The sequence below is a fragment of the Candidatus Symbiopectobacterium sp. NZEC151 genome (assembly GCF_025962655.1).
GTDB lineage: Bacteria > Pseudomonadota > Gammaproteobacteria > Enterobacterales > Enterobacteriaceae > Symbiopectobacterium.
This window is the reverse complement of sequence record NZ_JAGFPE010000001.1, coordinates 568,220-592,183: the sequence shown is the minus strand read 5'-3', so window position 1 is coordinate 592,183 and position 23,964 is coordinate 568,220. Positions and strand designations below refer to the sequence as shown.

General features: G+C 54.4%; 20 protein-coding genes and 1 other annotated feature. Of the genes, 12 read left to right on the top strand and 8 right to left on the bottom strand.

Translation table 11 applies throughout. The annotated features are described in order from the left end of the window. Positions 1–5: 5 nt before the first annotated feature. Complete coding sequence (locus tag J5067_RS02760) at positions 6–827, bottom strand: SDR family oxidoreductase (RefSeq protein ID WP_264650381.1); 822 nt, start codon at positions 825–827, stop codon at positions 6–8. A gap of 384 nt (positions 828–1,211) precedes the next feature. Beyond that, positions 1,212–1,333 (top strand) — a sequence feature (His leader region). A gap of 65 nt (positions 1,334–1,398) precedes the next feature. On the opposite strand from J5067_RS02760, the gene hisG reads away from it, so the two are divergent. From hisG to hisIE, 8 genes are read left to right on the top strand one after another with little or no spacing between them, the layout of a single operon-like run. Next, a complete protein-coding gene (gene hisG / locus J5067_RS02755; protein WP_264642251.1) occupies positions 1,399–2,298 on the top strand; it encodes an ATP phosphoribosyltransferase in 900 nt (299 codons plus the stop codon). 5 nt (positions 2,299–2,303) lie between these two features. Then, positions 2,304–3,623 carry a histidinol dehydrogenase gene (gene hisD, locus J5067_RS02750; protein ID WP_264650380.1) on the top strand — a complete coding sequence of 440 codons (1,320 nt, stop codon included), beginning with the start codon at positions 2,304–2,306 and terminating at the stop codon, positions 3,621–3,623. Next, complete coding sequence (gene hisC / locus J5067_RS02745) at positions 3,620–4,690, top strand: histidinol-phosphate transaminase (RefSeq protein ID WP_264650379.1); 1,071 nt, start codon at positions 3,620–3,622, stop codon at positions 4,688–4,690. The genes hisD and hisC overlap by 4 nt, the downstream gene beginning before the upstream one ends. A gap of 15 nt (positions 4,691–4,705) precedes the next feature. Beyond that, positions 4,706–5,773, top strand: a complete 1,068-nt coding sequence (hisB, locus tag J5067_RS02740) for a bifunctional histidinol-phosphatase/imidazoleglycerol-phosphate dehydratase HisB (RefSeq protein WP_264650378.1) — start codon at positions 4,706–4,708, stop codon at positions 5,771–5,773. After that, positions 5,773–6,363: an imidazole glycerol phosphate synthase subunit HisH gene (gene hisH, locus J5067_RS02735; protein ID WP_264650377.1), complete on the top strand. Its 591-nt coding sequence runs from the start codon at positions 5,773–5,775 to the stop codon at positions 6,361–6,363. The genes hisB and hisH overlap by 1 nt, the downstream gene beginning before the upstream one ends. Positions 6,364–6,368: 5 nt before the next feature. Beyond that, on the top strand, positions 6,369–7,106 hold the full coding sequence (gene hisA / locus J5067_RS02730; protein ID WP_264650376.1) for a 1-(5-phosphoribosyl)-5-[(5-phosphoribosylamino)methylideneamino]imidazole-4-carboxamide isomerase: 738 nt from the start codon (positions 6,369–6,371) through the stop codon (positions 7,104–7,106). Continuing rightward, on the top strand, positions 7,088–7,864 hold the full coding sequence (gene hisF / locus J5067_RS02725; RefSeq protein WP_264650375.1) for an imidazole glycerol phosphate synthase subunit HisF: 777 nt from the start codon (positions 7,088–7,090) through the stop codon (positions 7,862–7,864). The genes hisA and hisF overlap by 19 nt, the downstream gene beginning before the upstream one ends. Beyond that, positions 7,858–8,472, top strand: a complete 615-nt coding sequence (hisIE, locus tag J5067_RS02720) for a bifunctional phosphoribosyl-AMP cyclohydrolase/phosphoribosyl-ATP diphosphatase HisIE (protein WP_264642244.1) — start codon at positions 7,858–7,860, stop codon at positions 8,470–8,472. Before hisF ends, hisIE begins: the two co-directional genes overlap by 7 nt. Before the next feature lie 64 nt (positions 8,473–8,536). Here the strand turns inward: hisIE and J5067_RS02715 are convergent, their stop codons facing one another. The 6 genes from J5067_RS02715 to serC form a co-directional block, all read right to left on the bottom strand. Then, entirely contained in the window at positions 8,537–10,156 is a 1,620-nt protein-coding gene (locus J5067_RS02715; RefSeq protein ID WP_264650374.1) for a methyl-accepting chemotaxis protein, read from the bottom strand. A 238-nt stretch (positions 10,157–10,394) separates the two neighbouring features. Beyond that, on the bottom strand, positions 10,395–10,679 hold the full coding sequence (gene ihfB / locus J5067_RS02710; RefSeq protein WP_195312909.1) for an integration host factor subunit beta: 285 nt from the start codon (positions 10,677–10,679) through the stop codon (positions 10,395–10,397). A 100-nt stretch (positions 10,680–10,779) separates the two neighbouring features. Continuing rightward, a complete protein-coding gene (rpsA, locus tag J5067_RS02705; protein ID WP_264642242.1) occupies positions 10,780–12,453 on the bottom strand; it encodes a 30S ribosomal protein S1 in 1,674 nt (557 codons plus the stop codon). Between the two features lie 123 nt (positions 12,454–12,576). After that, on the bottom strand, positions 12,577–13,266 hold the full coding sequence (gene cmk / locus J5067_RS02700; protein ID WP_264650373.1) for a (d)CMP kinase: 690 nt from the start codon (positions 13,264–13,266) through the stop codon (positions 12,577–12,579). Positions 13,267–13,452: 186 nt separating this feature from the next. After that, positions 13,453–14,739, bottom strand: a complete 1,287-nt coding sequence (aroA, locus tag J5067_RS02695) for a 3-phosphoshikimate 1-carboxyvinyltransferase (protein WP_264642240.1) — start codon at positions 14,737–14,739, stop codon at positions 13,453–13,455. A gap of 141 nt (positions 14,740–14,880) precedes the next feature. Further along, positions 14,881–15,966: a 3-phosphoserine/phosphohydroxythreonine transaminase gene (serC, locus tag J5067_RS02690; protein ID WP_264642239.1), complete on the bottom strand. Its 1,086-nt coding sequence runs from the start codon at positions 15,964–15,966 to the stop codon at positions 14,881–14,883. A gap of 269 nt (positions 15,967–16,235) precedes the next feature. On the opposite strand from serC, the gene ycaO reads away from it, so the two are divergent. The 4 genes from ycaO to pflA all read left to right on the top strand — a co-directional run bounded on the left by ycaO (position 16,236) and on the right by pflA (position 22,667). Then, complete coding sequence (gene ycaO / locus J5067_RS02685; protein WP_264650372.1) at positions 16,236–17,993, top strand: 30S ribosomal protein S12 methylthiotransferase accessory factor YcaO; 1,758 nt, start codon at positions 16,236–16,238, stop codon at positions 17,991–17,993. A gap of 477 nt (positions 17,994–18,470) precedes the next feature. After that, entirely contained in the window at positions 18,471–19,328 is an 858-nt protein-coding gene (focA, locus tag J5067_RS02680) for a formate transporter FocA (protein ID WP_264643695.1), read from the top strand. A gap of 54 nt (positions 19,329–19,382) precedes the next feature. Beyond that, positions 19,383–21,665 carry a formate C-acetyltransferase gene (gene pflB, locus J5067_RS02675; protein WP_264642237.1) on the top strand — a complete coding sequence of 761 codons (2,283 nt, stop codon included), beginning with the start codon at positions 19,383–19,385 and terminating at the stop codon, positions 21,663–21,665. A gap of 261 nt (positions 21,666–21,926) precedes the next feature. After that, entirely contained in the window at positions 21,927–22,667 is a 741-nt protein-coding gene (pflA, locus tag J5067_RS02670) for a pyruvate formate lyase 1-activating protein (RefSeq protein WP_264642236.1), read from the top strand. Between the two features lie 42 nt (positions 22,668–22,709). Here pflA and J5067_RS02665 read toward each other — a convergent pair whose 3' ends face one another. Continuing rightward, positions 22,710–23,858, bottom strand: coding sequence for an MFS transporter (locus J5067_RS02665; protein ID WP_264650371.1), 1,149 nt, complete (start codon positions 23,856–23,858; stop codon positions 22,710–22,712). Positions 23,859–23,964 lie beyond the last annotated feature (106 nt).

Here is a 23,964-nt window from a genome sequence, read left to right as displayed (position 1 = left end):
ATCACTTACCAGGGCATGGTCATGGGATCGGGGTATTGGTACTCAAAGCCCAGCTCACGACAGATACGCTGCCCGTCAATGATTCGCCCGCCCGGCTCACTCTCGGCGTTGAAATGTGGTGCCACAACGCCGAGACGATGCGCCTGCTCAGTGTAAAACGCACGCTTAGTGGGGTGCTGTGGTGCACAGAGATTATAGCGATGACCGCCTGCGGGCAGTTGTAACAGCAATTCAATCGCGGCAATCACGTCATCGCGATGCACCAGATTGACGCCGACGTCCCCATCGGGAAGATCGGTTTTTCCTGATAAAAATCGCCCAGGATGTCGATTGGGTCCCACCAGTCCGGCCAGTCGTAGAATATCCACCGAGGTATTGGGCAAGGCATGCAACCATTGCTCTAACTGTACCAACACATATCCTGCTGACGTCTCTGGATGCAACGCAGAGGACTCACGCATCGTTCCTGCGCCTTTGCCATACACCGAGGTCGAACTGGTGAACAAGATGCGCGGAACGCCGTGCGCCAGCGCGCTGTTCACCAATTGTTGCACGGCCAGCAGATAGTTCTCCCCTCCCTGCGCCGTTCGGCTGGCGGGGAGCGTGATCACTAAAGCATCGACATTCAGTACGCTGTCGAGATCGTCGGTATCACACACCAGTTCCGGCGTTAAATGCAGCGCATAGCAGGCAATCCCACTCATGCGCGCCGCTTCCACACCGTCAGCCGTGGTTTTCGTCCCCGTTACCCGGTAGCCACGCGCATTGAGCGCCAACGCTAACGGCATGCCTAGCCACCCTAATCCTACGATTGACACCTTTTTCATCGACATCACTCCCGGCTGTCTGAGGTTACTTTCTATTCTACTCTCGAATCGCCGCCCCGTATCCGACAAGACGCCTTTTTCGCTTCATCTGCCCACCGCGCGACCCCAAAAAATGCAACGTTACGTAAAACCCTAGCTTCGTTCTAACCCGCGCCCTTCGCTGGCAGATTATCCTATTTAATCCATAACCCACCGACGATAATGTGACTATTTATCATTACAGTTACAAAATCCGCTTGTGCATTTTCCAGAAATAAACGGAGCGAAAGCGCGCGCAACAAAAAAAGGTTGCACAACGACAGTGAGATGGTTTAGGTTTATTGGCAATGCAATTAGTGCCCTTTATTTAAGAGAATTTTTTATGTTACGCGTTCTGTCAAACCACCATCATCACCATCATCCTGATTAGTCTTTCAGGCAGTTGGTGCTGGAAGACATTCGGATCTTCCAGTGGCGCAGAACCTAAAGAGAGCCCTCGGAAGATCATCTTCCGAGGGTTTTTTTATGGCCCGATGATAAACAAAAGTGGTGGTCAGCAGCGCATCCATTTTGACAGGTAAAAGAGGTTTCCATGCTGGATAAAACACGTTTACGCATTGCAATGCAAAAATCAGGCAGACTGAGCGATGACTCCCGGGAATTGCTGGCGCGTTGCGGTATTAAAATTAACTTGCAGCAGCAGCGTTTGATCGCGTTTGCAGAAAATATGCCTATCGATATCCTGCGGGTGCGCGATGACGATATCCCCGGTCTGGTGATGGACGGCGTGGTCGATCTGGGCATCATTGGCGAAAACGTGCTGGAAGAAGAGTTGCTCAACCGCCGGGCGCAAGGGGAAGACCCACGTTATTTTATGCTGCGTCGCCTCGATTTTGGCGCGTGCCGTCTGTCACTGGCCATGCCGCTGGATGAAGAATACACCGGCCCTCAGTGCCTTGATAGCAAACGTATCGCCACCTCTTACCCACACCTGCTGAAAAAATACTTCGATAAACAAGGGATCAATTTTAAATCCTGCCTGTTAAACGGTTCAGTGGAAGTCGCGCCGCGCGCCGGGTTGGCCGATGCCATTTGCGATCTGGTGTCTACCGGTGCCACGCTGGAAGCAAACGGTCTGCGCGAAGTGGACGTTATCTACCGCTCCAAGGCCTGCCTGATTCAACGTGACGGCGAGATGCCCGCTGAGAAACAGCAGTTGATTGACAAGCTGCTGACCCGTATGCAAGGCGTCATTCAGGCGCGCGAATCGAAATACATCATGCTGCACGCCCCCAGTGAACGTCTTGATGAAGTGATTGCCTTGCTGCCCGGCGCAGAGCGCCCGACTATCCTGCCGCTGGCGGGCGATCAAAGCCGCGTTGCCATGCATATGGTCAGTAGCGAAACCCTGTTCTGGGAAACCATGGAACGACTCAAGACCCTGGGTGCCAGTTCCATTCTGGTGCTGCCTATCGAGAAGATGATGGAGTAACCGCCATGACCAGCCGCAATTTCGATACGCTTATTGAGTGGGAACAGTGCGCCGAACCAGAGCGCCAGCAGTTACTGACCCGTCCGGCCATTTCGGCTTCCGACCGCATCACCCGCAGCGTGAACGAGATTCTCGATCGGGTAAAAGCCGAAGGCGACAGCGCACTGCGCGCTTTCAGTGCCCAATTTGACAAGGTTGACGTAGAGGCGATTCGCGTTACGCCGGAGCAAATTTCTGCCGCTGCCGCGCGACTGGGCAACGACATCAAACAGGCGATGGCAGTCGCCGTCGGCAATATCGAGACCTTCCACAACGCACAGCGTTTGCCGCCCGTTGATGTGGAAACGCAGCCGGGCGTGCGCTGCCAGCAGGTAACACGCCCTATCGACAGCGTGGGCCTGTATATTCCCGGTGGTTCCGCACCGCTGTTCTCTACGGTGCTGATGCTGGCAACGCCAGCGCGCATCGCCGAGTGCCGCCGTGTGATTCTCTGTTCGCCACCGCCGATTGCCGATGAAATTCTGTATGCCGCCCAACTGTGTGGCGTGCAGGAAGTGTTTCAATTGGGCGGTGCACAAGCTATCGCCGCCATGGCATTCGGCACCGAGAGCGTCCCCCGCGTTGCCAAGATTTTTGGCCCGGGCAATGCGTATGTGACCGAAGCCAAGCGTCAGGTCAGTCAGCGTCTGGACGGTGCGGCCATCGATATGCCTGCGGGGCCTTCTGAAGTGCTGGTGATCGCCGACAGCGGTGCCACCCCGGCGTTTGTGGCTTCCGATCTGTTATCGCAGGCGGAACACGGTCCGGACTCCCAGGTGATTCTGGTCACGCCGGATGCCGCACTGGCCCGCGCCGTGGCGCAAGCGGTACAGCAGCAGCTAGCCCAGTTGCCGCGCGCAGAGATTGCGCGTCAGGCACTGGACAGCAGCCGAGCCATCGTGGCGCGCGATTTGGCGCAATGCATCGACATCAGTAATCAGTACGGCCCGGAGCACTTGATCATTCAAACCCGCGAACCCGAAGCGCTGGTTGCACAAATCACCAGTGCAGGCTCTGTGTTCCTCGGTGACTGGTCACCGGAATCCGCAGGGGATTACGCCTCTGGCACTAACCACGTGCTGCCAACCTATGGTTATACCGCCACTCACTCCAGTCTGGGACTGGCGGATTTCCAGAAACGGATGACCGTTCAACAGTTAACGCCGCAAGGTTTTCTGCGCCTGGCTCCCACCATTGAGGTGTTGGCACAGGCGGAGCAACTGGTTGCCCACAAGAATGCCGTCACACTGCGCGTCGCTGCCCTGAAAGAGAAGGAGTCCCAATGAGCATTGAACAACTGGCCCGTGCCAATGTACGCACGCTTACGCCGTATCAATCGGCGCGCCGTCTGGGCGGTAAAGGTGATGTGTGGCTCAATGCCAACGAATATTTTCAGGCACCGGAATTTCAGCTCACCGCTCAGACGCTGAACCGTTATCCCGAATGTCAGCCGCCCGTGGTGATTGCGCGTTATGCTGCCTATGCTGGCGTCAAACCGGAACAGGTGCTGGTCAGTCGCGGCGCAGACGAAGGGATCGAACTGCTGATCCGTGCCTTTTGCGAACCGGGACAAGATGCCGTGCTTTATTGCCCTCCCACCTACGGTATGTATGGCGTCAGCGCGGAAACCCTGGGCGTGGAACGCCGCACGGTGCCCAGCACCGCAGATTGGCAGTTAGACCTGCCCGCTATTGCAGACAATCTCAACAACGTAAAACTGATTTACGTGTGCAGCCCCAACAACCCGACCGGTAACGTCCTTAACGCAGACGATCTGCGTAAGCTGTTGGCACTGGCCGCAGGCAAAGCGCTGGTGGTAGTGGATGAAGCCTATATCGAATTCAACCCCGACTCCACGGTCGCAGGCTGGCTGGCTGACTATCCGCATCTGGTGGTGCTGCGTACCCTTTCCAAAGCGTTTGCGCTGGCAGGGTTACGTTGCGGTTTTACGTTGGCAAATGAACCCGTGATCGCGCTGTTGCTGAAGGTCATCGCGCCTTACCCGCTTTCAACGCCGGTGGCGGATATCGCCGCGCAAGCGCTCGATGACGCCGGGATCGATACCATGCGCGAACGCGTCGCCGAGATTGCGGAAAACCGCGCCTGGCTGATGGCTGCATTAGCGCCTCTGCCTTGTGTGGAGCAGGTGTTCGACAGCGCCAGCAACTATGTTCTGGTACGTTTCGCCGCCGCCAGTAATGTCTTCAAAACGCTGTGGGATCAGGGCATTATTTTACGCGATCAGAACAAACAGCCCAGCCTTTCCGGATGCCTGCGCATCACTGTCGGCAGCCGTGGCGAATGCCAGCAGGTGGTTGCCGCACTGCGCGCCTTATCCGGCATTAACGAGTAATCACCAGGAGCAGACATGGGACAGAAATTTCTTTTTATTGACCGCGACGGCACGCTGATTGCCGAGCCGCCGCAAGACTTCCAGGTTGACCGGTTGGATAAACTGGCGCTGGAGCCTGCCGTCATCCCTTCCCTGCTGAGCTTGCAGAAAGCCGGTTTCAAGCTGGTGATGATCACCAATCAAGACGGGCTCGGTACGCCCAGTTTCCCGCAGGAGACGTTCGATCCGCCGCACCAGTTGATGATGCAGATTCTTACCTCACAGGGCATTCAGTTTGACGAGGTGCTGATTTGTCCGCATCTCCCGGCGGATAACTGCGCGTGTCGCAAACCCAAAACCGCGCTGGTGGATGCCTTTTTGCAACAGAACCCGATGGACAGTGCCAACAGTTACGTGATTGGCGATCGCGAAACGGACGTGCAACTGGCGCAAAACATGGGGATCGCCGGATTACGCTATCAGCGTGATGGCCTCGACTGGCAGACCATCACCGACAAGCTCACCCAACGTAACCGTCATGCGCTGGTCAATCGCGTAACGCGGGAAACCTCCATTAATGTGGAAGTGTGGCTGGATCAGGAAGGTGGCAGCAAGATCCACACTGGCGTCGGTTTCTTCGACCACATGCTCGACCAGATCGCCACCCACGGTGGTTTCCGTATGAACATCGATGTGAAAGGCGATCTTTACATCGACGATCACCACACGGTGGAAGACACCGGTCTGGCGTTGGGCGAAGCGCTTAACAAGGCGCTGGGCGACAAGCGCGGTATCGGCCGTTTTGGCTTTGTGCTGCCGATGGATGAGTGTCTGGCACGTTGTGCGCTGGATATTTCCGGGCGTCCACATCTGGAATATAAAGCCGAATTTAACTACCAGCGCGTGGGCGATTTAAGCACGGAAATGGTCGAGCACTTCTTCCGCTCGCTCTCCTATGCCATGGGGTGCACCCTGCACTTGAGAACCAAAGGCCGTAACGATCACCACCGTGTGGAAAGCCTGTTCAAAGTGTTTGGCCGCACGCTGCGCCAGGCCATTCGTGTCGAGGGTGATACCCTGCCCAGCTCGAAAGGGGTGCTGTGATGAACGTGGTGATCCTCGATACCGGTTGCGCCAATCTCGCCTCCGTCACTTACGCGGTGCATCGCCTGGGCTATGACCCGGTGGTGAGCCGCGACCCCGAGGTGGTGCTACGCGCCGACAAACTGTTTCTGCCCGGCGTCGGCACCGCGCAGGCCGCCATGGACCAGCTTACCGCCCGTGACCTGATCCCGCTGATCAAAGCCTGCACCCAGCCGGTGCTCGGTATCTGCCTCGGCATGCAACTGCTCGGCTCGGCCAGCGACGAGAATGGCGGGATTGATACGTTGAATATCATTCCGGCTGCGGTAAAAAAAATGCAAGACCGCGGCCTGCCGCTACCGCACATGGGCTGGAACCAGGTCACGCCGCAGGCCGGACACCGTCTGTTCCAGGGCATTGATGAGGGTGCCTACTTCTACTTTGTGCACGGCTATGCCATGCCGGTATGTGCCAACACCATCGCACAAGCAGAGTACGGTGAGGCCTTTACTGCCGCGGTACAGAAGGACAACTTCTACGGCGTGCAATTTCACCCAGAACGCTCTGGGGCCGCAGGCGCTCAGTTGCTGAAAAACTTTCTGGAGATGTAATCAGCATGATTATCCCCGCACTCGATCTTATCGACGGACAGGTGGTTCGTCTTCATCAGGGTGACTACGGTCAGCAACGCCAGTATGGCAGCGATCCCCTCCCCCGTTTGCAGGCCTATCAGCAACAGGGGGCAGAGGTGCTGCATCTGGTGGATTTGACCGGCGCGAAAGATCCGTCCGCGCGACAAATTCCGCTGTTAAAAACTCTGCTGGCCGGTGTCAGCGTGCCGGTACAAGTCGGTGGCGGCATTCGTTCCGAGCAGGATGTCGTTGCGTTGCTGGAAGCAGGCGCCAGCCGCGTGGTGATCGGCTCCACCGCAGTAAAACAGCCTGAGCTGGTGCAGCAATGGTTCAGCCGTTACGGCGCAGATGCGCTGGTACTGGCGCTGGATGTGCGCATCGATGCGCAGGGCGAAAAACAGGTCGCGGTCAGCGGTTGGCAAGAAAACTCGGGTGCCACGCTGGAAAGCGTTATTGAGCAGTATTTGCCGGTCGGCCTCAAGCACGTGCTGTGTACCGATATCTCCCGTGATGGCACGCTGAGCGGTTCCAACGTCGAACTCTATCGCGCGGTATGTCAACGTTATCCTCAGGTGGCCTTTCAGGCCTCCGGCGGGATTGGCGGGTTGCAAGATATTGCCAACCTGCGCGGCAGCGGCGTGCAAGGCGTGATCGTAGGCCGTGCGCTGCTGGAAGGAAAATTCAACGTAACGGAGGCTATCACATGCTGGCAAAACGGATAATTCCCTGTCTCGACGTGCGTGACGGTCAGGTGGTAAAAGGGGTGCAGTTTCGCAACCACGAAATCATCGGCGATATTGTTCCGTTAGCACAGCGCTATGCTCAGGAAGGCGCTGACGAACTGGTGTTTTACGATATCACCGCGTCGTCTGACGGGCGCGTGGTCGACAAAAGCTGGGTATCCCGCGTGGCAGAAGTGATTGATATCCCTTTCTGCGTGGCCGGAGGCATTAAAAGCGTCGAAGATGCCGGACAAATCCTCTCGTTCGGTGCCGATAAAATTTCGATTAACTCTCCGGCGCTGGCCGATCCTACCCTTATCACCCGCCTTGCCGATCGTTATGGCGTACAATGCATCGTGGTCGGGATCGATACCTGGTTCGACAGCGCTACCGGGCGTTATCATGTGAATCAGTACACCGGTGATGAAAGCCGCACCCGTGTTACCCAGTGGCAAACGCTGGATTGGGTGCAGGAAGTGCAACAGCGCGGTGCCGGTGAAATTGTGCTGAACATGATGAATCAGGATGGCGTGCGTAACGGTTACGATCTGGAACAGCTAAAATTGGTGCGTGAACGCTGCCATGTTCCATTGATCGCCTCCGGAGGTGCCGGTACGCCTGAACATTTTTTGCAAGCCTTTGAGCAGGCTCAGGTAGACGGTGCGCTGGCCGCTTCCGTATTCCATAAGCAAATCATCAATATTGGCGAGTTAAAGCAATACCTTAAGCAACAAGGTGTGGAGATCAGAGCGTGTTAAGCCAACAACAGAAAGCCCAACTCGACTGGGAAAAAACCGACGGGATGATCCCCGCCATTGTGCAACATGCGGTATCCGGCGAAGTGTTGATGCTGGGTTACATGAATCAGGCGGCGCTGGACACCACCGAGCAGAGCGGCAAGGTCACCTTCTATTCGCGCACCAAACAGCGACTGTGGACTAAGGGAGAATCCTCCGGCCACTTCCTTAACGTGGTAAGCATCACGCCGGACTGTGACAATGACAGCCTGCTGGTGTTGGCGAATCCCATCGGTCCAACCTGCCACCAAGGCACCAGCAGCTGTTTCGCCCCGGCACAGCACGAGTGGTTGTTTTTGCATCAGCTTGAGCAATTGTTAGCGAGCCGCAAACAGGCGGATCCGGCCAGCTCTTATACCGCAAAACTGTATGCCAGCGGCACCAAACGTATTGCGCAGAAAGTCGGCGAAGAAGGGTTGGAGACGGCATTGGCCGCCACCGTACACGATACCGAAGAGCTGACTAACGAAGCCGCAGATTTGATGTATCACCTGCTGGTGTTGTTGCAGGATCAAGAGCTGGATCTGGCAACCATTATCGGCCGCCTGAAAGCGCGTCATAGCAAATAGCGGTATCACTGTCAGGGAAATTCCGGGCCAGGCCGGAATTTCCCTGCTGCTCATCAACAGCAACCTACAGCGGCGCGTGCGTCAGCAGCGCCGATGACGACAATGCCGTCCCCGGCAACGATTGCGCGCGCCGCACTTTAAAGGTATCCATCGCCAAAATCAGTTGTCTTGACTGATCCTCCAGCGAGCGGGTTGCCATCGTCGCCTCCTCGACCAGCGATGCATTTTGCTGCGCAACCACTTCCATCTGAGTGACCGCAATATTGACCTGATCGATGCCGTGGCTCTGTTCCTGGGATGCCTGTGCGATTTCCTTCATTAACGCATTGACGTTAATAATCTGCGTAGAAATGGCAGACATGGTTTCACTGGCCTGTGCCGTCAGATTAGAGCCTTCGCTGACGCGCGTGTTAGAATCCACGATCAGCGCATGAATCTCTTTTGATGCTTGCGCGCTGCGCTGCGCCAGCGTCCTCACTTCGTTGGCTACCACAGCAAAACCGCGCCCTTGTTCACCCGCACGCGCGGCTTCCACGGCGGCGTTCAACGCCAGTATGTTGGTTTGGAACGCAATACCATCAATCACACCGAGAATGTTGCCAATGCTGTTGGCACTGGTGGCAATCTCCTGCATCTTCGCCATCACTTCCTGCACCACTTTATTACCCTGCTGTGCGGTTTGCGCCACATCTTCCGCTAACGCATGCCCTTGACGCGCATTGTCTGCGTTATTGCGCACCGTAGCCGTCAATTGCTCCATGCTGGCCGCCGTTTCCTGCAACGAGGCAGCAGACTCCTCGGTGCGGCGTGATAAATCTTCATTGCCTTGCGCCAGTTCACGGCTGCCTACGTCTATCTGCTCGCTGGCCTCTCGCACCCGCACCACGGAGTCTGATAACGACTGTTGCATATCGTGCAACGCGCTGTTTAATCGACCCAGTTCATTCTTCGCTGACGCGGGTAACGTTTGGGTTAAATCCCCTGCCGCGACAAATTCCAAATGGTTGATGGCACTGCTGAGCGGTTTAAGCAGCAGCGCGCGCAGCATTAACCATGAGATCACAATCAACACCACCACAGCGGCGCAGCACGCGCCGATAAGCCACAGCATACGCACCCGACCTTCTGAAGCCTGCGTAAGCTGATTAACGCCAGCCTGCTGGGCATAGTCGAAATAGGTTTTGTTGGCTTTATCAAATACGGTCCCGAGTTGCTTGAGCTGGGTAACCTGATACTGGTAATAGCGCTCTACGTCGCGGCTTGTTAACGCATCCAGCATCGGTAAGATGCCATTTTCGTAATAGTTTTTATAAGCTTGAGCAATATCCTGAGCCAGTATCTCTCCCTGCCCGGTGCCCTTGGTTGCAGTAAAAAAGCGGTCTAAATCGGCTTTTGCGGCAATGGCATATTGCCCAGAACGGCCCGCCGCCGCCATGGCCTCATCCCACTGCTGCGTTTCCAACGCGCGAATCGCAAAAGAAGCCGCTACACGCACACGCTGCATATTGGTGTTACTGCTCGCCAGATTGCCCAGTTCCACGCCCTGAATGCGATTAAGTACCACCAGCGCATCGTAACTTTTATTGATGGCAATGATCCCCGTGGCGCTGACCAGCAGCAGCAGTGCGGCCATCACCCCGAGCAATGCTAATAACCCTGTACGAATCGATATATTTTTCAACATGATATTCCCTTACAAAGTAAACCATAGACTTAATAAGGTTATCGGTTGGCATAACGGACGGGTTTATCAGTGCTTTGCGCTTTTGGCGGAAACCTCGCAATATTGACAACGATTGCAAGATAGTTGGGTTTAGCGGCAATAAAAAAGGCACCCTTTAACAGGTGCCTTTCAGAAAAGCTAGACATTACAGTCTATTGCAAGTAATACCACGGTGTTCCGTGCAGATTATCTCGGCGTATCAGCCATAAATATTTGCACGATCGCGCAGTTCTTTACCCGGTTTGAAATGGGGAACGTATTTACCTTCCAGCTCCACCTTTTCACCGGTTTTCGGATTGCGCCCAACGCGTGGTGCACGGTAGTGAAGTGAAAAACTGCCGAACCCTCGGATCTCAATGCGATCACCATCAGCCAGCGTTGCCGCCATCTGCTCGAGCATCTCTTTCACTGCATCCTCAACCACCTTGGCCGGGATATGAGATTGCTGTCCAGCAAGTCTTTCGATCAGTTCAGACTTGGTCATAATTCCTCCAAGTGCGTGGTTATATCAATATTGGATAGCCACGATTGACTTACTACCGTAACAGAATGAGTCAGCCGCATGGCCGACTCACCCCACCCTATTACTCGCCTTTAGCTGCTTTGAATGCTTCAGCCATTGCGCTGGAGAAGTTACCTTCTTCCTGCTTGTTATTTACGGTAGCGATAGCGTCTTTCTCATCCGCTTCGTCTTTCGCACGTACAGACAGGCTTACAACACGGTTTTTACGATCAACACCGGTGTATTTAGCTTCAACTTCGTCGCCTACGTTCAGAACCAGCGTAGCATCTTCTACACGGTCACGAGAGGCTTCAGAAGCGCGCAGGTAACCTTCAACGCCATCGGCTAATTCAACTGTAGCACCTTTTGCGTCAACAGCAGTGACTTTACCCGTAACGATCGCACCTTTTTTGTTCAGTGACAGATAGTTATTGAACGGGTCTTCAGCCAGTTGTTTAACGCCCAGGGAGATACGCTCGCGCTCTGCGTCAACTTGCAGAACAACAGCGGCGATTTCGTCACCTTTCTTGTATTCGCGAACGGCTTCTTCGCCAGCCACGTTCCAAGAGATGTCAGACAGGTGTACCAGACCATCGATACCGCCATCCAGACCGATGAAGATACCGAAGTCAGTGATAGACTTGATCTTACCTTCTACGCGGTCACCCTTGTTGTGGGTTTCAGCGAACAGCTGCCACGGGTTGGATTTGCATTGTTTCAGGCCCAGGGAGATACGACGACGTTCTTCGTCGATATCCAGAACCATAACTTCAACCACGTCGCCCACGTTAACCACTTTGGACGGATGGATGTTTTTGTTGGTCCAATCCATTTCGGATACGTGTACCAGACCTTCAACGCCTTCTTCGATTTCTACGAAGCAGCCGTAATCAGTCAGGTTGGTCACACGACCGGTCAGACGGGTGTTTTCCGGGTAGCGCTTAGCGATAGCAACCCACGGATCCTCGCCCAGCTGTTTCAGGCCCAGGGACACACGAGTACGTTCGCGGTCGAACTTCAGCACTTTTACAGTGATCTCGTCGCCAACATTGACGATTTCGCTCGGATGCTTAACGCGTTTCCACGCCATATCAGTGATATGCAGCAGACCATCAACGCCACCCAGGTCAACGAATGCACCGTAGTCAGTGAGGTTCTTAACGATACCTTTAACTTCCATGCCTTCTTGCAGGTTTTCCAGCAGTTGATCGCGCTCAGCGCTGTTCTCGGATTCGATAACGGCACGGCGGGAAACGACAACGTTGTTGCGTTTCTGATCCAGCTTGATCACTTTAAACTCAAGCTCTTTGCCTTCCAGGTGCAGCGTATCGCGAACCGGGCGAACGTCAACCAGAGAACCCGGCAGGAACGCACGGATGCCGTTCAGTTCAACCGTGAAGCCGCCTTTCACTTTACCGTTGATAACACCGGTAACGGTCGCAGCTTCTTCGTAGGCTTTTTCCAGCATCAGCCAGGCTTCGTGGCGTTTCGCTTTCTCACGAGACAGCAGGGTCTCGCCGAAACCGTCTTCTACCGCGTCCAGGGCAACGTCAATTTCGTCACCCACCTGGATTTCGAGTTCGCCTTGTGCGTTTTTGAATTGCTCTACCGGAATGGCAGATTCAGATTTCAGACCGGCGTCAACCAGTACGACATCTTTATCAATAGCAACGACAACGCCGCGAACGATGGAACCCGGACGAGTTTCGATTTCTTTCAGCGATTCTTCAAAGAGTTGAGCAAAAGATTCAGTCATGTTGTTAATCTTAAGGGTTTCAATTTAACGTCCATCTGGCATCCTGCTTGATGGGGTTGTTTCACATGCCCTGCTGTTATCCTTACAACAAGGTTAAAAAAACAATACTATACCGCGCCTCAATCAACCCTGTGATTGAGCAAGGATTTCGCGCGCATAAGAGAGCGATTTCGCAATAACGTCATCAATAGACATATCGGTCGAATCCAACACCAGCGCATCTGCGGCAGGGACTAACGGCGCTACCGAACGATTCCGGTCGCGCGCATCCCGTTCTTTTATCTCGGACAAAAGACGTTCAAAGTTAACATTAAAGCCTTTTTCCTGCAACTGTAGCATGCGTCGTTGTGCACGTTCTTCCGCGCTGGCATCCAAAAAAATCTTCACGGGCGCATCGGGGAACACCACCGTGCCCATATCGCGGCCATCCGCCACCAGCCCCGGCGCTTCTCGAAACGCGCGCTGACGGCGCAACAACGCTTCTCTCACACGCGGGAAAGCGGCCGCCTGCGAGGCGGTATTCCCGACCGTTTCATTACGAATTTCATTACTGACGTCTTCGCCTTCCAGAATCACTTTCAGTTGCCCGTCTTCAGCAATGAAACGCACATCAAGGTGCGACGCCAGCGGCACTAACGCTTCTTCCGAACCGATATCAACCTGATGATGCAAGGCAGCCAAGGCGAGCACGCGATAAATCGCGCCCGAGTCCAACAAATTCCACTGCAATGTTTCTGCCAACGCCTTGCACAGCGTTCCCTTGCCTGCGCCACTCGGCCCATCAACCGTTATTACCGGTGCCGTTACCGCCATCTCTTTCTCCTATTACTCGGGTCAACCGTGAGGTCTGTTACGACTTACGGTGCCTCATTATACGCGCCAACGAGCAAAACCGTTAACCTAACACCCGGAGAAAGATAAAATTTCAGAAGATGCCTTGCAAAACACAGGGCGGGCTAATGCCCGCCCTACAGGAAAAGTGCAACCCCCGCCCAGTGATTAACCGTGGCTCAGGCGTGCCAGCTGTTGAAAATAGTCCGGGAAGGTTTTTGCCGTGCATTTGGGATCGAGAATGGTCACTGGCGTATCGGATAATGCCACCAGCGAGAAACACATCGCCATACGGTGATCGTTGTAAGTACCGATCTCGGCAAAACGTAACTGCGGGGCAGGCGTAATGCGAATATAGTCATTACCCTCTTCCACCGTCGCACCGACTTTGCGCAACTCTGTCGCCATGGCGGCAAGGCGGTCGGTCTCTTTTACCCGCCAGTTATAAATATTGCGCAGCGTCGTGGTACCGCCCTCGGCAAACAGCGCCGCGGTGGCAATGGTCATCGCCGCATCGGGAATGTGATTCATGTCCATATCGATAGCATGCAGTTCAGCGCGCTGACACTCGATATAGTCATCACCCCAGCGGATAATCGCACCCATTTTTTCCAGCACATCGGCAAAACGGATATCGCCCTGCACGCTGTTGCGCCCCACGCCGGTGACACGCACGGTTCCGCCTTTGATGGCAGCGGCGGCGAGGAAATAGGACGCTGAGGAGGCATCGCCCTCCACCAGATACTCACCCGGCGCACGGTATTGCTGGTTGCCCTGCACGCTGAAGTGCTGGTAATTCTCGTTGTGCACGTCGACGCCGAAATCTTTCATCATGCGCAGCGTGATATCGATATAGGGTTTGGATACCAGATCGCCTTTGATGCTGATGCGGGTGTCTTTGCTCGCCAACGGCGCTGTCATCAGCAACGCGGTCAGGAACTGGCTGGAGACGCTACCATCCACGGCGATCTCACCGCCCTGGAAGCCGCCGTGCAGGCGCAATGGCGGATAGTCAGTCTGCTCAAGGTAGTCGATGGTCGCGCCGCCTTGGCGCAGCGCATCCACCAGATGGCCGATCGGGCGCTCTTTCATACGCGGTTCGCCGGTCAAGACAATATCGCCCTGGGTCAAGCACAGCGCGGCGGCCAGCGGACGCATCGCCGTGCCCGCATTACCGAGAAACAGCTCTAACGGTTGCGACGCGGTGAACGGCCCACCAATACCGGTGACGTCGCACTCGGTGCGGCTGGGCGAAAGCTGATATTGCACGCCTAGCAGTTGCAACGCGTCGAGCATATGGCGAACGTCATCGCTATCGAGCAGATTTTTCAAACGCGTCGTTCCCGTTGCCAATGCGGCCAGCAACAAAGCACGGTTAGAGACGCTTTTCGAACCGGGAAGGTTAATCACACCGTCAATCAGGGAAATAGGCTGTAGGGTAAGGGATTCCTGCATGTAACTCTTAACTCCGGTCATCAACATAACAAACCCCGGCGCAAACCGGGGTTTACTGGAAACAGGTTGCCGCTTAACGCGCAGCGGCAACGGTACGGCCTGCAACGCCGCGGTCAAACCGCAACGTCACTCGCAGCGGTATTAACCGTGGCGACGTTCAAAATCCGCCATAAAAGCGGTCAGCGCCTGCACACCTTCCAGCGGCATCGCGTTGTACAGCGACGCACGCATCCCGCCCACCACGCGGTGGCCTTTCAGCGCATGCAGCCCAGCCGCTTTAGATTCTTCCAGGAACAGTTTGTCCAGCGCGTCGTCACCGAGCAGGAACGGCACGTTCATGCGTGAGCGGTTGGCAGCCAGCACGTCGTTGCGGTAAAAATCGCTGCTGTCGATAGCGCCATAAAGATGATCCGCTTTCTCACGATTGCGTTTTTCCATCTCCACCAGCCCGCCGTACTCTTTCAGCCATTTGAACACCATGCCAGAGAGATACCAGGCAAAGGTCGGCGGGGTGTTGTACATGGAGTCGTTGTCCGCCAGGATTTTGTAATCCAGTACCGACGGCAGCACGCTGCGGGATTTACCCAGCAGATCCTCGCGTACAATCACCAACGTCAAGCCCGCAGGGCCAATGTTTTTCTGCGCACCGGCATAAATCACACCGAAACGGCTGACATCGATCGGGCAGGAAAGGATGCTGGAGGAGAAGTCAGCGACCACAATTTTGTCGCCAAAGTCAGGCGTTTCTTCGATCGCCAGACCATCAATGGTTTCATTCGGGCAGTAGTGCACAAAGGCCGCATCGTCAGACAGCGCCCATTCACGCATCGGTTTAGCGGCGCGCAGGCCGTCAATGCGGGTTTTCACGTCGATAACGTTCGGTTTGCAGTATTTTTCCGCTTCGTTAATCGCACTGTGCGCCCAATAGCCGCCGTCGATATAGTCAGCTTTCGTGCTGTCGCCCAGCAGGTTAAGCGGCACGGCGGCAAACTGCGCGCGCGCGCCGCCTTGGCAAAACAGCACTTTGTAGTTGGAGGGGATCTTTAACAGATCGCGCAGATCCTGTTCGGCTTCCGCCGCCACCTGCATAAATTCTTTACTGCGGTGGCTGATTTCCATTACGGAGGTTCCCAGTCCACGCCAGTTACACAACTCTTGTTCGGCACGACGCAGCACTTCAACCGGCAGCATGGCTGGACCGGCGCTAAAATTGAAAACTTGTGTCATTTCCCCTCACCACGTATTTAGTACGACTATTTTTAACGTTTTGTCTGTTTTACAGCGATTATTATGGTTTTTTGCAACAACCACATTGGCTATTTGCAGCAGCCATCATGGTTTTTTGCGGCAACCGTCATCATTTGTTTTTATCACTGGCTCCTTCCCGCTGCAATCCTTATTACGCTTTCACGTATAAAACCCGCACGGTGACGGCGTGGAGTTGTCCGTGAAAAGTCCGTATGATGCACGTCCCACAAAAGAGAAAAGTGACAATCATGAGCCAAACGTTCATCCCAGGCAAAGACGCCGCCCTGGAAGACTCCATCGCCCGTTTTCAACAGCAACTCCGTGACCTGGGGTTCAACATCGAAGAAGCCTCCTGGCTGAACCCGGTGCCTAACGTCTGGTCCGTGCATATTCGCGACAAAGAGTGCCCGCTGTGCTTTACCAACGGTAAAGGCGCCAGCAAGAAAGCCGCCTTGGCCTCAGCCTTGGGTGAATATTTCGAGCGTCTTTCCACCAACTACTTCTTTGCCGACTTCTATCTGGGTAAATCAATCGCTAACGGTGATTTCGTACACTACCCGAACGAGCAGTGGTTCCCGCTGCCGGACGATGACAGCGTGCCGGAAGGGATTCTGGATGCTCACCTGCGCGCATTTTACGATCCTGACAACGAATTGAGCGCCAGCATGCTGGTCGATCTGCAATCCGGCAACGACGAACGCGGCATCTGCGCCCTGCCGTTTACCCGGCAATCCGATGACACCACCGTCTATATCCCGATGAATATCATCGGCAACCTCTACGTCTCCAACGGGATGTCCGCTGGCAACACCGCCAATGAAGCGCGTGTCCAGGGGTTGTCTGAGGTGTTCGAACGCCACATCAAGAACCGCATTATTGCTGAAGCCATCAGCTTGCCGACCATTCCGGACAGCGTGTTACAACGCTACCCCGGCGTGGTGGAAGCCATCGCCACGCTGGAACAAGAAGGGTTCCCGATCCTCGCCTATGACGCGTCGCTGGGTGGCAACTATCCGGTGATCTGCGTGGTGCTGTTTAACCCCAGCAACGGCACCTGTTTCGCCTCTTTCGGCGCGCACCCTGATTTCGGCGTCGCGCTGGAGCGTACCGTTACCGAACTGCTGCAAGGACGCGGGTTGAAAGATCTCGACGTGTTTACCCCGCCGAGTTTCGACAATGACGATGTGGCAGATCATGCCAATCTGGAAACCCACTTTATCGATTCCAGCGGTTTGATCTCCTGGGACTTGTTTAAAACCGACGCGGATTATCCCTTTGTTGACTGGAGCTTCAAAGGTAGCACCGAGCAGGAATTTGCTACCTTGATGGCGATTTTCCACAAAGAGCATAAAGAGGTGTACATCGCCGATTATGAGCACCTGTCCGTGTATGCTTGCCGCATTATCGTACCGGGGATGTCCGACATTTATCCGGCAGACGATTTGCTGTTGGCAAACAACAATATGGGTGTGCATTTACGCGAGACCATCCTCTCCCTGCCCGGCAGTCAGTGGGAAAAGCAGGCGTATCTCGATCTGATCGCCCAGTTGGATGACGAAGGGTTTGATGACTTCACCCGCGTGCGTGAATTGCTGGGGCTGGCAACCGGCAAGGATAACGGCTGGCTGACGCTGCGCATCGGCGAATTAAAATCCATGTTGGCACTGGCAGGCGGCGATCTGGAACAGGCATTAATCTGGGCGGAATGGACGCAGGACTTTAATGGCTCGGTCTTTAGTCCAGTGCGTAGCAACTACTACCGCTGTTTGCAGACGCTGTTGACGCTGGCATTGGACGAGGCGCGTGAGCCATCGCAGTATTACGATGCGTTTGTGAAAATGTACGGCAGCGACACCCTCGAAGCAGCGGGTGCGGCTATTGCCGGTGAGCAGAGCTTCTACGGACTGTTTGACGTCGATGACACCTTCGCCACCTTGCCCGCGCACCAATCGCTGCTGGCAGCGTACGAGAAACTGCAAGCCGCGAAGCGTCGTTTCTGGGGCTAATGCCGTATCGCCCATCCTCCCCGGTTAGCGCCGGGGAGCCTTCACCCTTCTCAAGCTCAGACGCAATACCTGCCTTTTTTCGATCAATTTTCCCGCAGTACGGAAGATTTCATCATCGCATTATCTTATCGCTACGCAATCTGAATAATCCGGCATTTCGCAAAAAATGAAGAATAATGTACTTATTGTTATTAAATGGTGAATTTTTAATTAATTTGCAGCAACCATGAACACCGAAATGATACAAAAACGCATTTCATTTAACTCTTTTTCACGCTATTCTACCCCCTGCGTTCAACTCTTTTTATAATTTTTAAAATATTTTTTTATTATATATTTCAATTAGTTGACTGTTATTTGGTGCACTTACCCCAAGGGTTTCACCCTGCTAAATTTTCAGGATATGATCCAAGTCAAATTTTGCTTTATACTGCTTTGTTAGTATTCCCTCGCGGATAAATCTTGGAGAACGTTAGTGTGAAAGCTGACAACCCCTTTACACTTTTACTACCGGCAGCCATGGCGAAAGTCGCTGAAGATGCTGGTGTCTATAAAGCTACGAAACAACCCCTGACCACGTTTTTTTTGGCGATTACTGCTGGTGTCTTTATTTCAATCGCCTTCGTTTTTTATATCACAGCCACAACCGGTGCCGCGTCCATGCCTTACGGCGTGACTAAACTGATTGGTGGGATCTGCTTCTCGCTCGGCCTGATGCTGGTTGTTGTCTGCGGCGCTGACCTGTTTACCTCAACGGTATTAACAGTGATTGCCAAGGCAAGTGGCCGTATCACCTGGAAACAGCTGGCCTGCAACTGGTGTAACGTCTATGTGGGCAACCTGTTCGGCGCACTGTTTTTTGTCGCCCTGATCTGGTTTGCCGGTGAGCACATGGTCGCCAACGGCGCATGGGGCTTGAACGTACTGCAAACCGCAGAACACAAAGTGGAACATACTTTTGTCGAAGCGTTTTGCCTCGGGGTACTGGCCAACTTGCTGGTGTGTCTGGCGGTATGGATGAGCTACTCAGGCCGGACGCTGACCGATAAAATGTTCGCGATGATCCTGCCGGTCGGCATGTTCGTTGCCAGCGGCTTTGAGCACAGTATTGCTAATATGTTTATGATCCCCATGGGGATCGTTATCAAGAATTTCGCGGCGCCTGAATTTTGGGAAGCCATCGGCAAAGCGCCGTCCCAATTTGAGCACCTTACCCTCCACAACTTTATCGTGGACAACCTGATTCCTGTCACGCTGGGCAACATCGTCGGCGGCGGTTTTCTGGTAGGGTTAACGTATTGGGTTATTTATTTGCGCGGTGGCGACAAACATTAATCTGTCGCCGACTGCAAATCGGGTTATGAATTCCAAACCAAAGGTAGGTGTAATATGACCGAACTGAATGAAAAATTGGCTAACGCGTGGGAAGGTTTTAGCGCGGGTGAATGGCAGAATGGCGTCAACGTACGTGACTTCATTCAGAAGAACTACGCACCGTATGAAGGTGACGAGTCCTTCCTGGCTGGCGCTACTCCGGCAACCACCAAGCTGTGGGATGCTGTTATGGAAGGTATCAAACAAGAAAACCGCACTCACGCGCCGGTTGACTTTGATACCAACGTTGCAGCGACCATCACCTCTCATGACGCCGGTTATATCGACCAGAGCCTGGAACAGATCGTTGGCCTGCAAACTGACGCGCCGTTGAAACGTGCGCTGATTCCGTTTGGCGGCATCAAAATGGTTGAAGGTTCCTGTAAGGTTTATGGCCGTGAACTGGATCCGCAACTGAAAAAAATCTTCACCGAATACCGCAAAACCCATAACCAGGGTGTATTCGATGTTTACACTCCGGATATCCTGCGCTGCCGTAAATCTGGCGTGCTGACCGGTCTGCCGGATGCTTATGGCCGTGGCCGTATCATCGGTGACTACCGTCGCGTTGCGCTGTACGGTATCGACTACCTGATGAAAGACAAATTCGCTCAGTTCACTTCTCTGCAATCCAAATTGGAAAACGGCGAAGATCTGGAAGCGACTATCCGTCTGCGTGAAGAAATTGCTGACCAGCACCATGCGCTGTCTCAGATCAAAGAAATGGCTGCCAAATACGGCTGCGATATCTCTGCTCCGGCTACCAATGCGAAAGAAGCGGTTCAATGGACTTACTTCGGCTACCTGGCTGCGGTGAAATCTCAGAACGGTGCCGCCATGTCCTTCGGTCGTGTATCCAGCTTCCTGGATATCTTCTTCGAACGTGACCTGAAAGCCGGTAAAATCACCGAGCAAGACGCGCAGGAAATGATCGACCACCTGGTGATGAAACTGCGTATGGTGCGCTTCTTGCGTACCCCTGAATACGATGAGTTGTTCTCCGGTGACCCGATCTGGGCAACAGAATCTCTGGGCGGTATGGGCCTTGATGGCCGTACGCTGGTAACCAAAAACAGCTTCCGTTTCCTGAACACCCTGTACACCATGGGGCCGTCTCCGGAACCGAACATCACTATCCTGTGGTCTGAAAAACTGCCGCTGAACTTCAAGAAGTATGCAGCTAAAGTGTCCATCGATACCTCTTCTCTGCAATACGAGAATGACGACCTGATGCGTCCGGACTTCAACAGCGATGACTATGCTATCGCCTGTTGCGTTAGCCCGATGGTTATCGGTAAGCAAATGCAGTTCTTCGGTGCACGTGCCAACCTGGCCAAAACCATGCTGTATGCTATCAACGGCGGCGTGGACGAAAAACTGAAAATGCAGGTCGGTCCGAAATCTGAACCGATCAAAGGCGATGTGCTGGACTTTGACGTGGTTATGGACCGTATGGACCACTTCATGGATTGGCTGGCCAAGCAGTATGTCACTGCATTGAACATCATCCACTACATGCACGACAAATACAGCTATGAAGCGTCGCTGATGGCGCTGCACGATCGTGACGTATTCCGTACCATGGCATGTGGTATCGCCGGTCTGTCCGTTGCTGCTGACTCCCTGTCTGCCATCAAATACGCGAAAGTGAAACCGATTCGTGACGCAGACGGCCTGGCTATCGACTTCGACATCGAAGGCGAATACCCGCAGTTCGGTAACAACGACCCGCGTGTTGATGACCTGGCTTGTGACCTGGTAGAACGTTTCATGAAGAAAATTCAGAAACTGACCACCTACCGTGGCGCTACTCCGACCCAGTCTGTTCTGACCATCACCTCTAACGTGGTATATGGTAAGAAAACCGGTAACACGCCGGATGGCCGTCGCGCTGGCGCACCGTTCGGACCGGGTGCTAACCCGATGCACGGCCGCGATCAGAAAGGTGCAGTTGCCTCTCTGACCTCCGTTGCCAAACTGCCGTTCGCCTATGCGAAAGACGGTATCTCTTACACCTTCTCCATCGTACCTAACGCGTTGGGTAAAGATGATGACGTGCGTAAGACTAACCTGGCAGGTCTGATGGACGGTTACTTCCACCACGAATCCAGCATCGAAGGTGGTCAACACCTGAACGTGAACGTGATGAACCGTGAAATGCTGTTGGATGCGATGGAACACCCGGAAAAATATCCGCAGTTGACCATCCGTGTTTCTGGTTATGCCGTGCGTTTCAACTCGCTGACCAAAGAACAGCAGCAAGACGTTATTACCCGTACTTTCACTCAGTCAATGTAATTTCCCTGACTGACTGAAAAGGCGTAAAATAAAGGCTCCACCCCGGTGGGGCCTTTTTCTCACCCCCGCACTGATAACCTGTTTTGCCAGCCCGCTCCTTGCACTGCGGCGGGCTGGCAAAACAGATTCAACACGACATCGGCGAGACGGTTTACCGTTCGTTTATTACACGTCCTACATGACGTCGGCGCACCGTTGCATTTCCCTGTTCGTGTTAACACCGGCTGCTATTGAACGGCCACATTTGGAGAAACACTTGCAATGTCACTAATCGGTCGCATTCACTCCTATGAATCCTGCGGAACCGTTGATGGTCCCGGTATTCGTTTCATCGTTTTCTTTCAGGGATGCCTGATGCGCTGCCTGTATTGCCATAACCGCGATACCTGGGACACGCACGGCGGCAAGGAGATCGTGGTTGAGGATCTGATGAAAGAAGTGGTGACCTATCGCCACTTCATGAATGCCTCTGGCGGTGGCGTTACTGCGTCGGGCGGTGAAGCCATTCTTCAGGCTGAATTTGTGCGTGACTGGTTCCGCGCGTGCCAGGCAGAAGGCATCAATACCTGCCTCGACACCAACGGTTTCGTGCGCCGCTACGATCCGGTGATTGATGAACTGTTGGATGTCACCGATCTGGTCATGCTGGATTTGAAACAGATGGACGACGGCATCCACCAGAATCTGGTGGGGGTATCCAACCACCGCACGCTGGAATTCGCCCGCTACTTAGCCAAACGTAACCAGCGCACCTGGATTCGCTACGTCGTCGTCCCCGGTTGGTCTGATGATGATGCCTCTGCGCACCTGCTGGGGAATTTCACCAAGGACATGACCAACATCGAGAAAATCGAATTGCTGCCCTACCACGAGCTGGGCAAGCATAAGTGGGTCGCCATGGGGGAAGAGTATAAGCTGGATGGTGTAAAACCGCCGAAAGCGGACACCATGAACCGCGTGCAGTCGATACTGCAAAGCTACGGGCATAAGGTTATTTACTGATGTCCTCCCCACGCTGCCCATTGGGAAGCGTGGGGCTCCGCATTACGCCGCCAGCGGTTTTGGGTGGCGATCGCTTTTCTTCAGCAGCATGACCAGATAAACCAGCGATACGGCGGCAATCAGCACAAACAGCACACGGTCGGAATAGGTTTGCATCAGCGCAGCCGCCATACTGGGGCCAACCAGGCTGCCAACGGTGTAACTGAGCAGCAATGACTGGTTCATCGCCACCAGTTCTTCATGACGTACCGTTTCGCACGCCCAGGACATCGCTACCGGATAGAGCGTGAAACCGGCTCCACCCAACAAAAACAGCGCAGGTGCCATCACCAGATGCCCAACGCTCAAGAGCGCAACGCAGGCGACAATCACCGCAAACACCAGCACGCGCAGCACCAGCAAGCGTCCATAGCGATCCGCCATGCGCCCCACTGGCCACTGGCCGACGATACCGGCACCAATCAACAGTGCCATCCAATACCCGACGTCGGCATCGCTGGTGCCACTGTGGGAGAGATAAAGCGGCATCAGACCATACAGCGACCCCAGTATCACGCCAGAAATCACACAGCCATTGATGCCCAGCCGCGCACTGCGCTTACGCAGCATTTTCCCGACATGAACCGGATGATCCGGCTGCGCCAGACGCGGTAAACGGGTACACAGCAACGGTAGCACGGCGAGCACAATCAACATCACCATCCAGGGGATCACACTCGCCACTGCGGTTGGCAGCACGCCGACATAGAGCTGACCAACGACGCTCCCCAGATAATAGGCCACCATATAGGCGGCCAGCAGTTGACCACGGTGCGCGGACGAGCCGCTGCACAACAGCGCGCTTTCCACCACCACCCAAATCAGCGCGCAGCCGACGCCTGCAACAAAGCGCCATACCAGCCAACTGGTTACGTCCGTGGACAACATCAGTCCCAATGTCGCCACACCAAACAGCACAGCGGCGAGGTAGTAGCTGTGGTTAAACCCTTGGCGGAGAATCAAGCGTCCGGCCAACAGCGTCCCCAGCAAATTACCCGCAAAATAGGATGACCCCACGACGCCCACTTGCCACACGGAAGCATGCTGATAGTTGAGCCATAACGGAACCAGCGTATTAAGCACAGCGATACAAACCGTAAGCAGCATAAGGCCGCAGAGCAATAACAGCACTGGGCGAGAAAAAGCAGACATAGTGGGCGTGGGTAACCAATACAACAAGGAAGTGTGTGCGCATCATGCCACTGCGCGTTTAAAAGTCAACGAGGGCAATCTCGGTCCGCACGTTTTGTGATATCGC

What these genes read in the sequence shown, in the direction of transcription:
- hisG (WP_264642251.1), top strand. Translation starts at nt 1,399, where the DNA reads ATGCTGGATAAAACACGTTTACGCATTGCAATGCAAAAATCAGGCAGA.
- rpsA (WP_264642242.1), bottom strand. Translation starts at nt 12,453, where the DNA reads ATGACTGAATCTTTTGCTCAACTCTTTGAAGAATCGCTGAAAGAAATC.
- hisB (WP_264650378.1), top strand. Translation starts at nt 4,706, where the DNA reads ATGGGACAGAAATTTCTTTTTATTGACCGCGACGGCACGCTGATTGCC.
- cmk (WP_264650373.1), bottom strand. Translation starts at nt 13,266, where the DNA reads ATGGCGGTAACGGCACCGGTAATAACGGTTGATGGGCCGAGTGGCGCA.
- ycaO (WP_264650372.1), top strand. Translation starts at nt 16,236, where the DNA reads ATGAGCCAAACGTTCATCCCAGGCAAAGACGCCGCCCTGGAAGACTCC.
- hisA (WP_264650376.1), top strand. Translation starts at nt 6,369, where the DNA reads ATGATTATCCCCGCACTCGATCTTATCGACGGACAGGTGGTTCGTCTT.
- J5067_RS02760 (WP_264650381.1), bottom strand. Translation starts at nt 827, where the DNA reads ATGAAAAAGGTGTCAATCGTAGGATTAGGGTGGCTAGGCATGCCGTTA.
- hisF (WP_264650375.1), top strand. Translation starts at nt 7,088, where the DNA reads ATGCTGGCAAAACGGATAATTCCCTGTCTCGACGTGCGTGACGGTCAG.
- J5067_RS02715 (WP_264650374.1), bottom strand. Translation starts at nt 10,156, where the DNA reads ATGTTGAAAAATATATCGATTCGTACAGGGTTATTAGCATTGCTCGGG.
- pflA (WP_264642236.1), top strand. Translation starts at nt 21,927, where the DNA reads ATGTCACTAATCGGTCGCATTCACTCCTATGAATCCTGCGGAACCGTT.
- hisC (WP_264650379.1), top strand. Translation starts at nt 3,620, where the DNA reads ATGAGCATTGAACAACTGGCCCGTGCCAATGTACGCACGCTTACGCCG.
- hisD (WP_264650380.1), top strand. Translation starts at nt 2,304, where the DNA reads ATGACCAGCCGCAATTTCGATACGCTTATTGAGTGGGAACAGTGCGCC.
- J5067_RS02665 (WP_264650371.1), bottom strand. Translation starts at nt 23,858, where the DNA reads ATGTCTGCTTTTTCTCGCCCAGTGCTGTTATTGCTCTGCGGCCTTATG.
- serC (WP_264642239.1), bottom strand. Translation starts at nt 15,966, where the DNA reads ATGACACAAGTTTTCAATTTTAGCGCCGGTCCAGCCATGCTGCCGGTT.
- aroA (WP_264642240.1), bottom strand. Translation starts at nt 14,739, where the DNA reads ATGCAGGAATCCCTTACCCTACAGCCTATTTCCCTGATTGACGGTGTG.
- hisH (WP_264650377.1), top strand. Translation starts at nt 5,773, where the DNA reads ATGAACGTGGTGATCCTCGATACCGGTTGCGCCAATCTCGCCTCCGTC.
- ihfB (WP_195312909.1), bottom strand. Translation starts at nt 10,679, where the DNA reads ATGACCAAGTCTGAACTGATCGAAAGACTTGCTGGACAGCAATCTCAT.
- pflB (WP_264642237.1), top strand. Translation starts at nt 19,383, where the DNA reads ATGACCGAACTGAATGAAAAATTGGCTAACGCGTGGGAAGGTTTTAGC.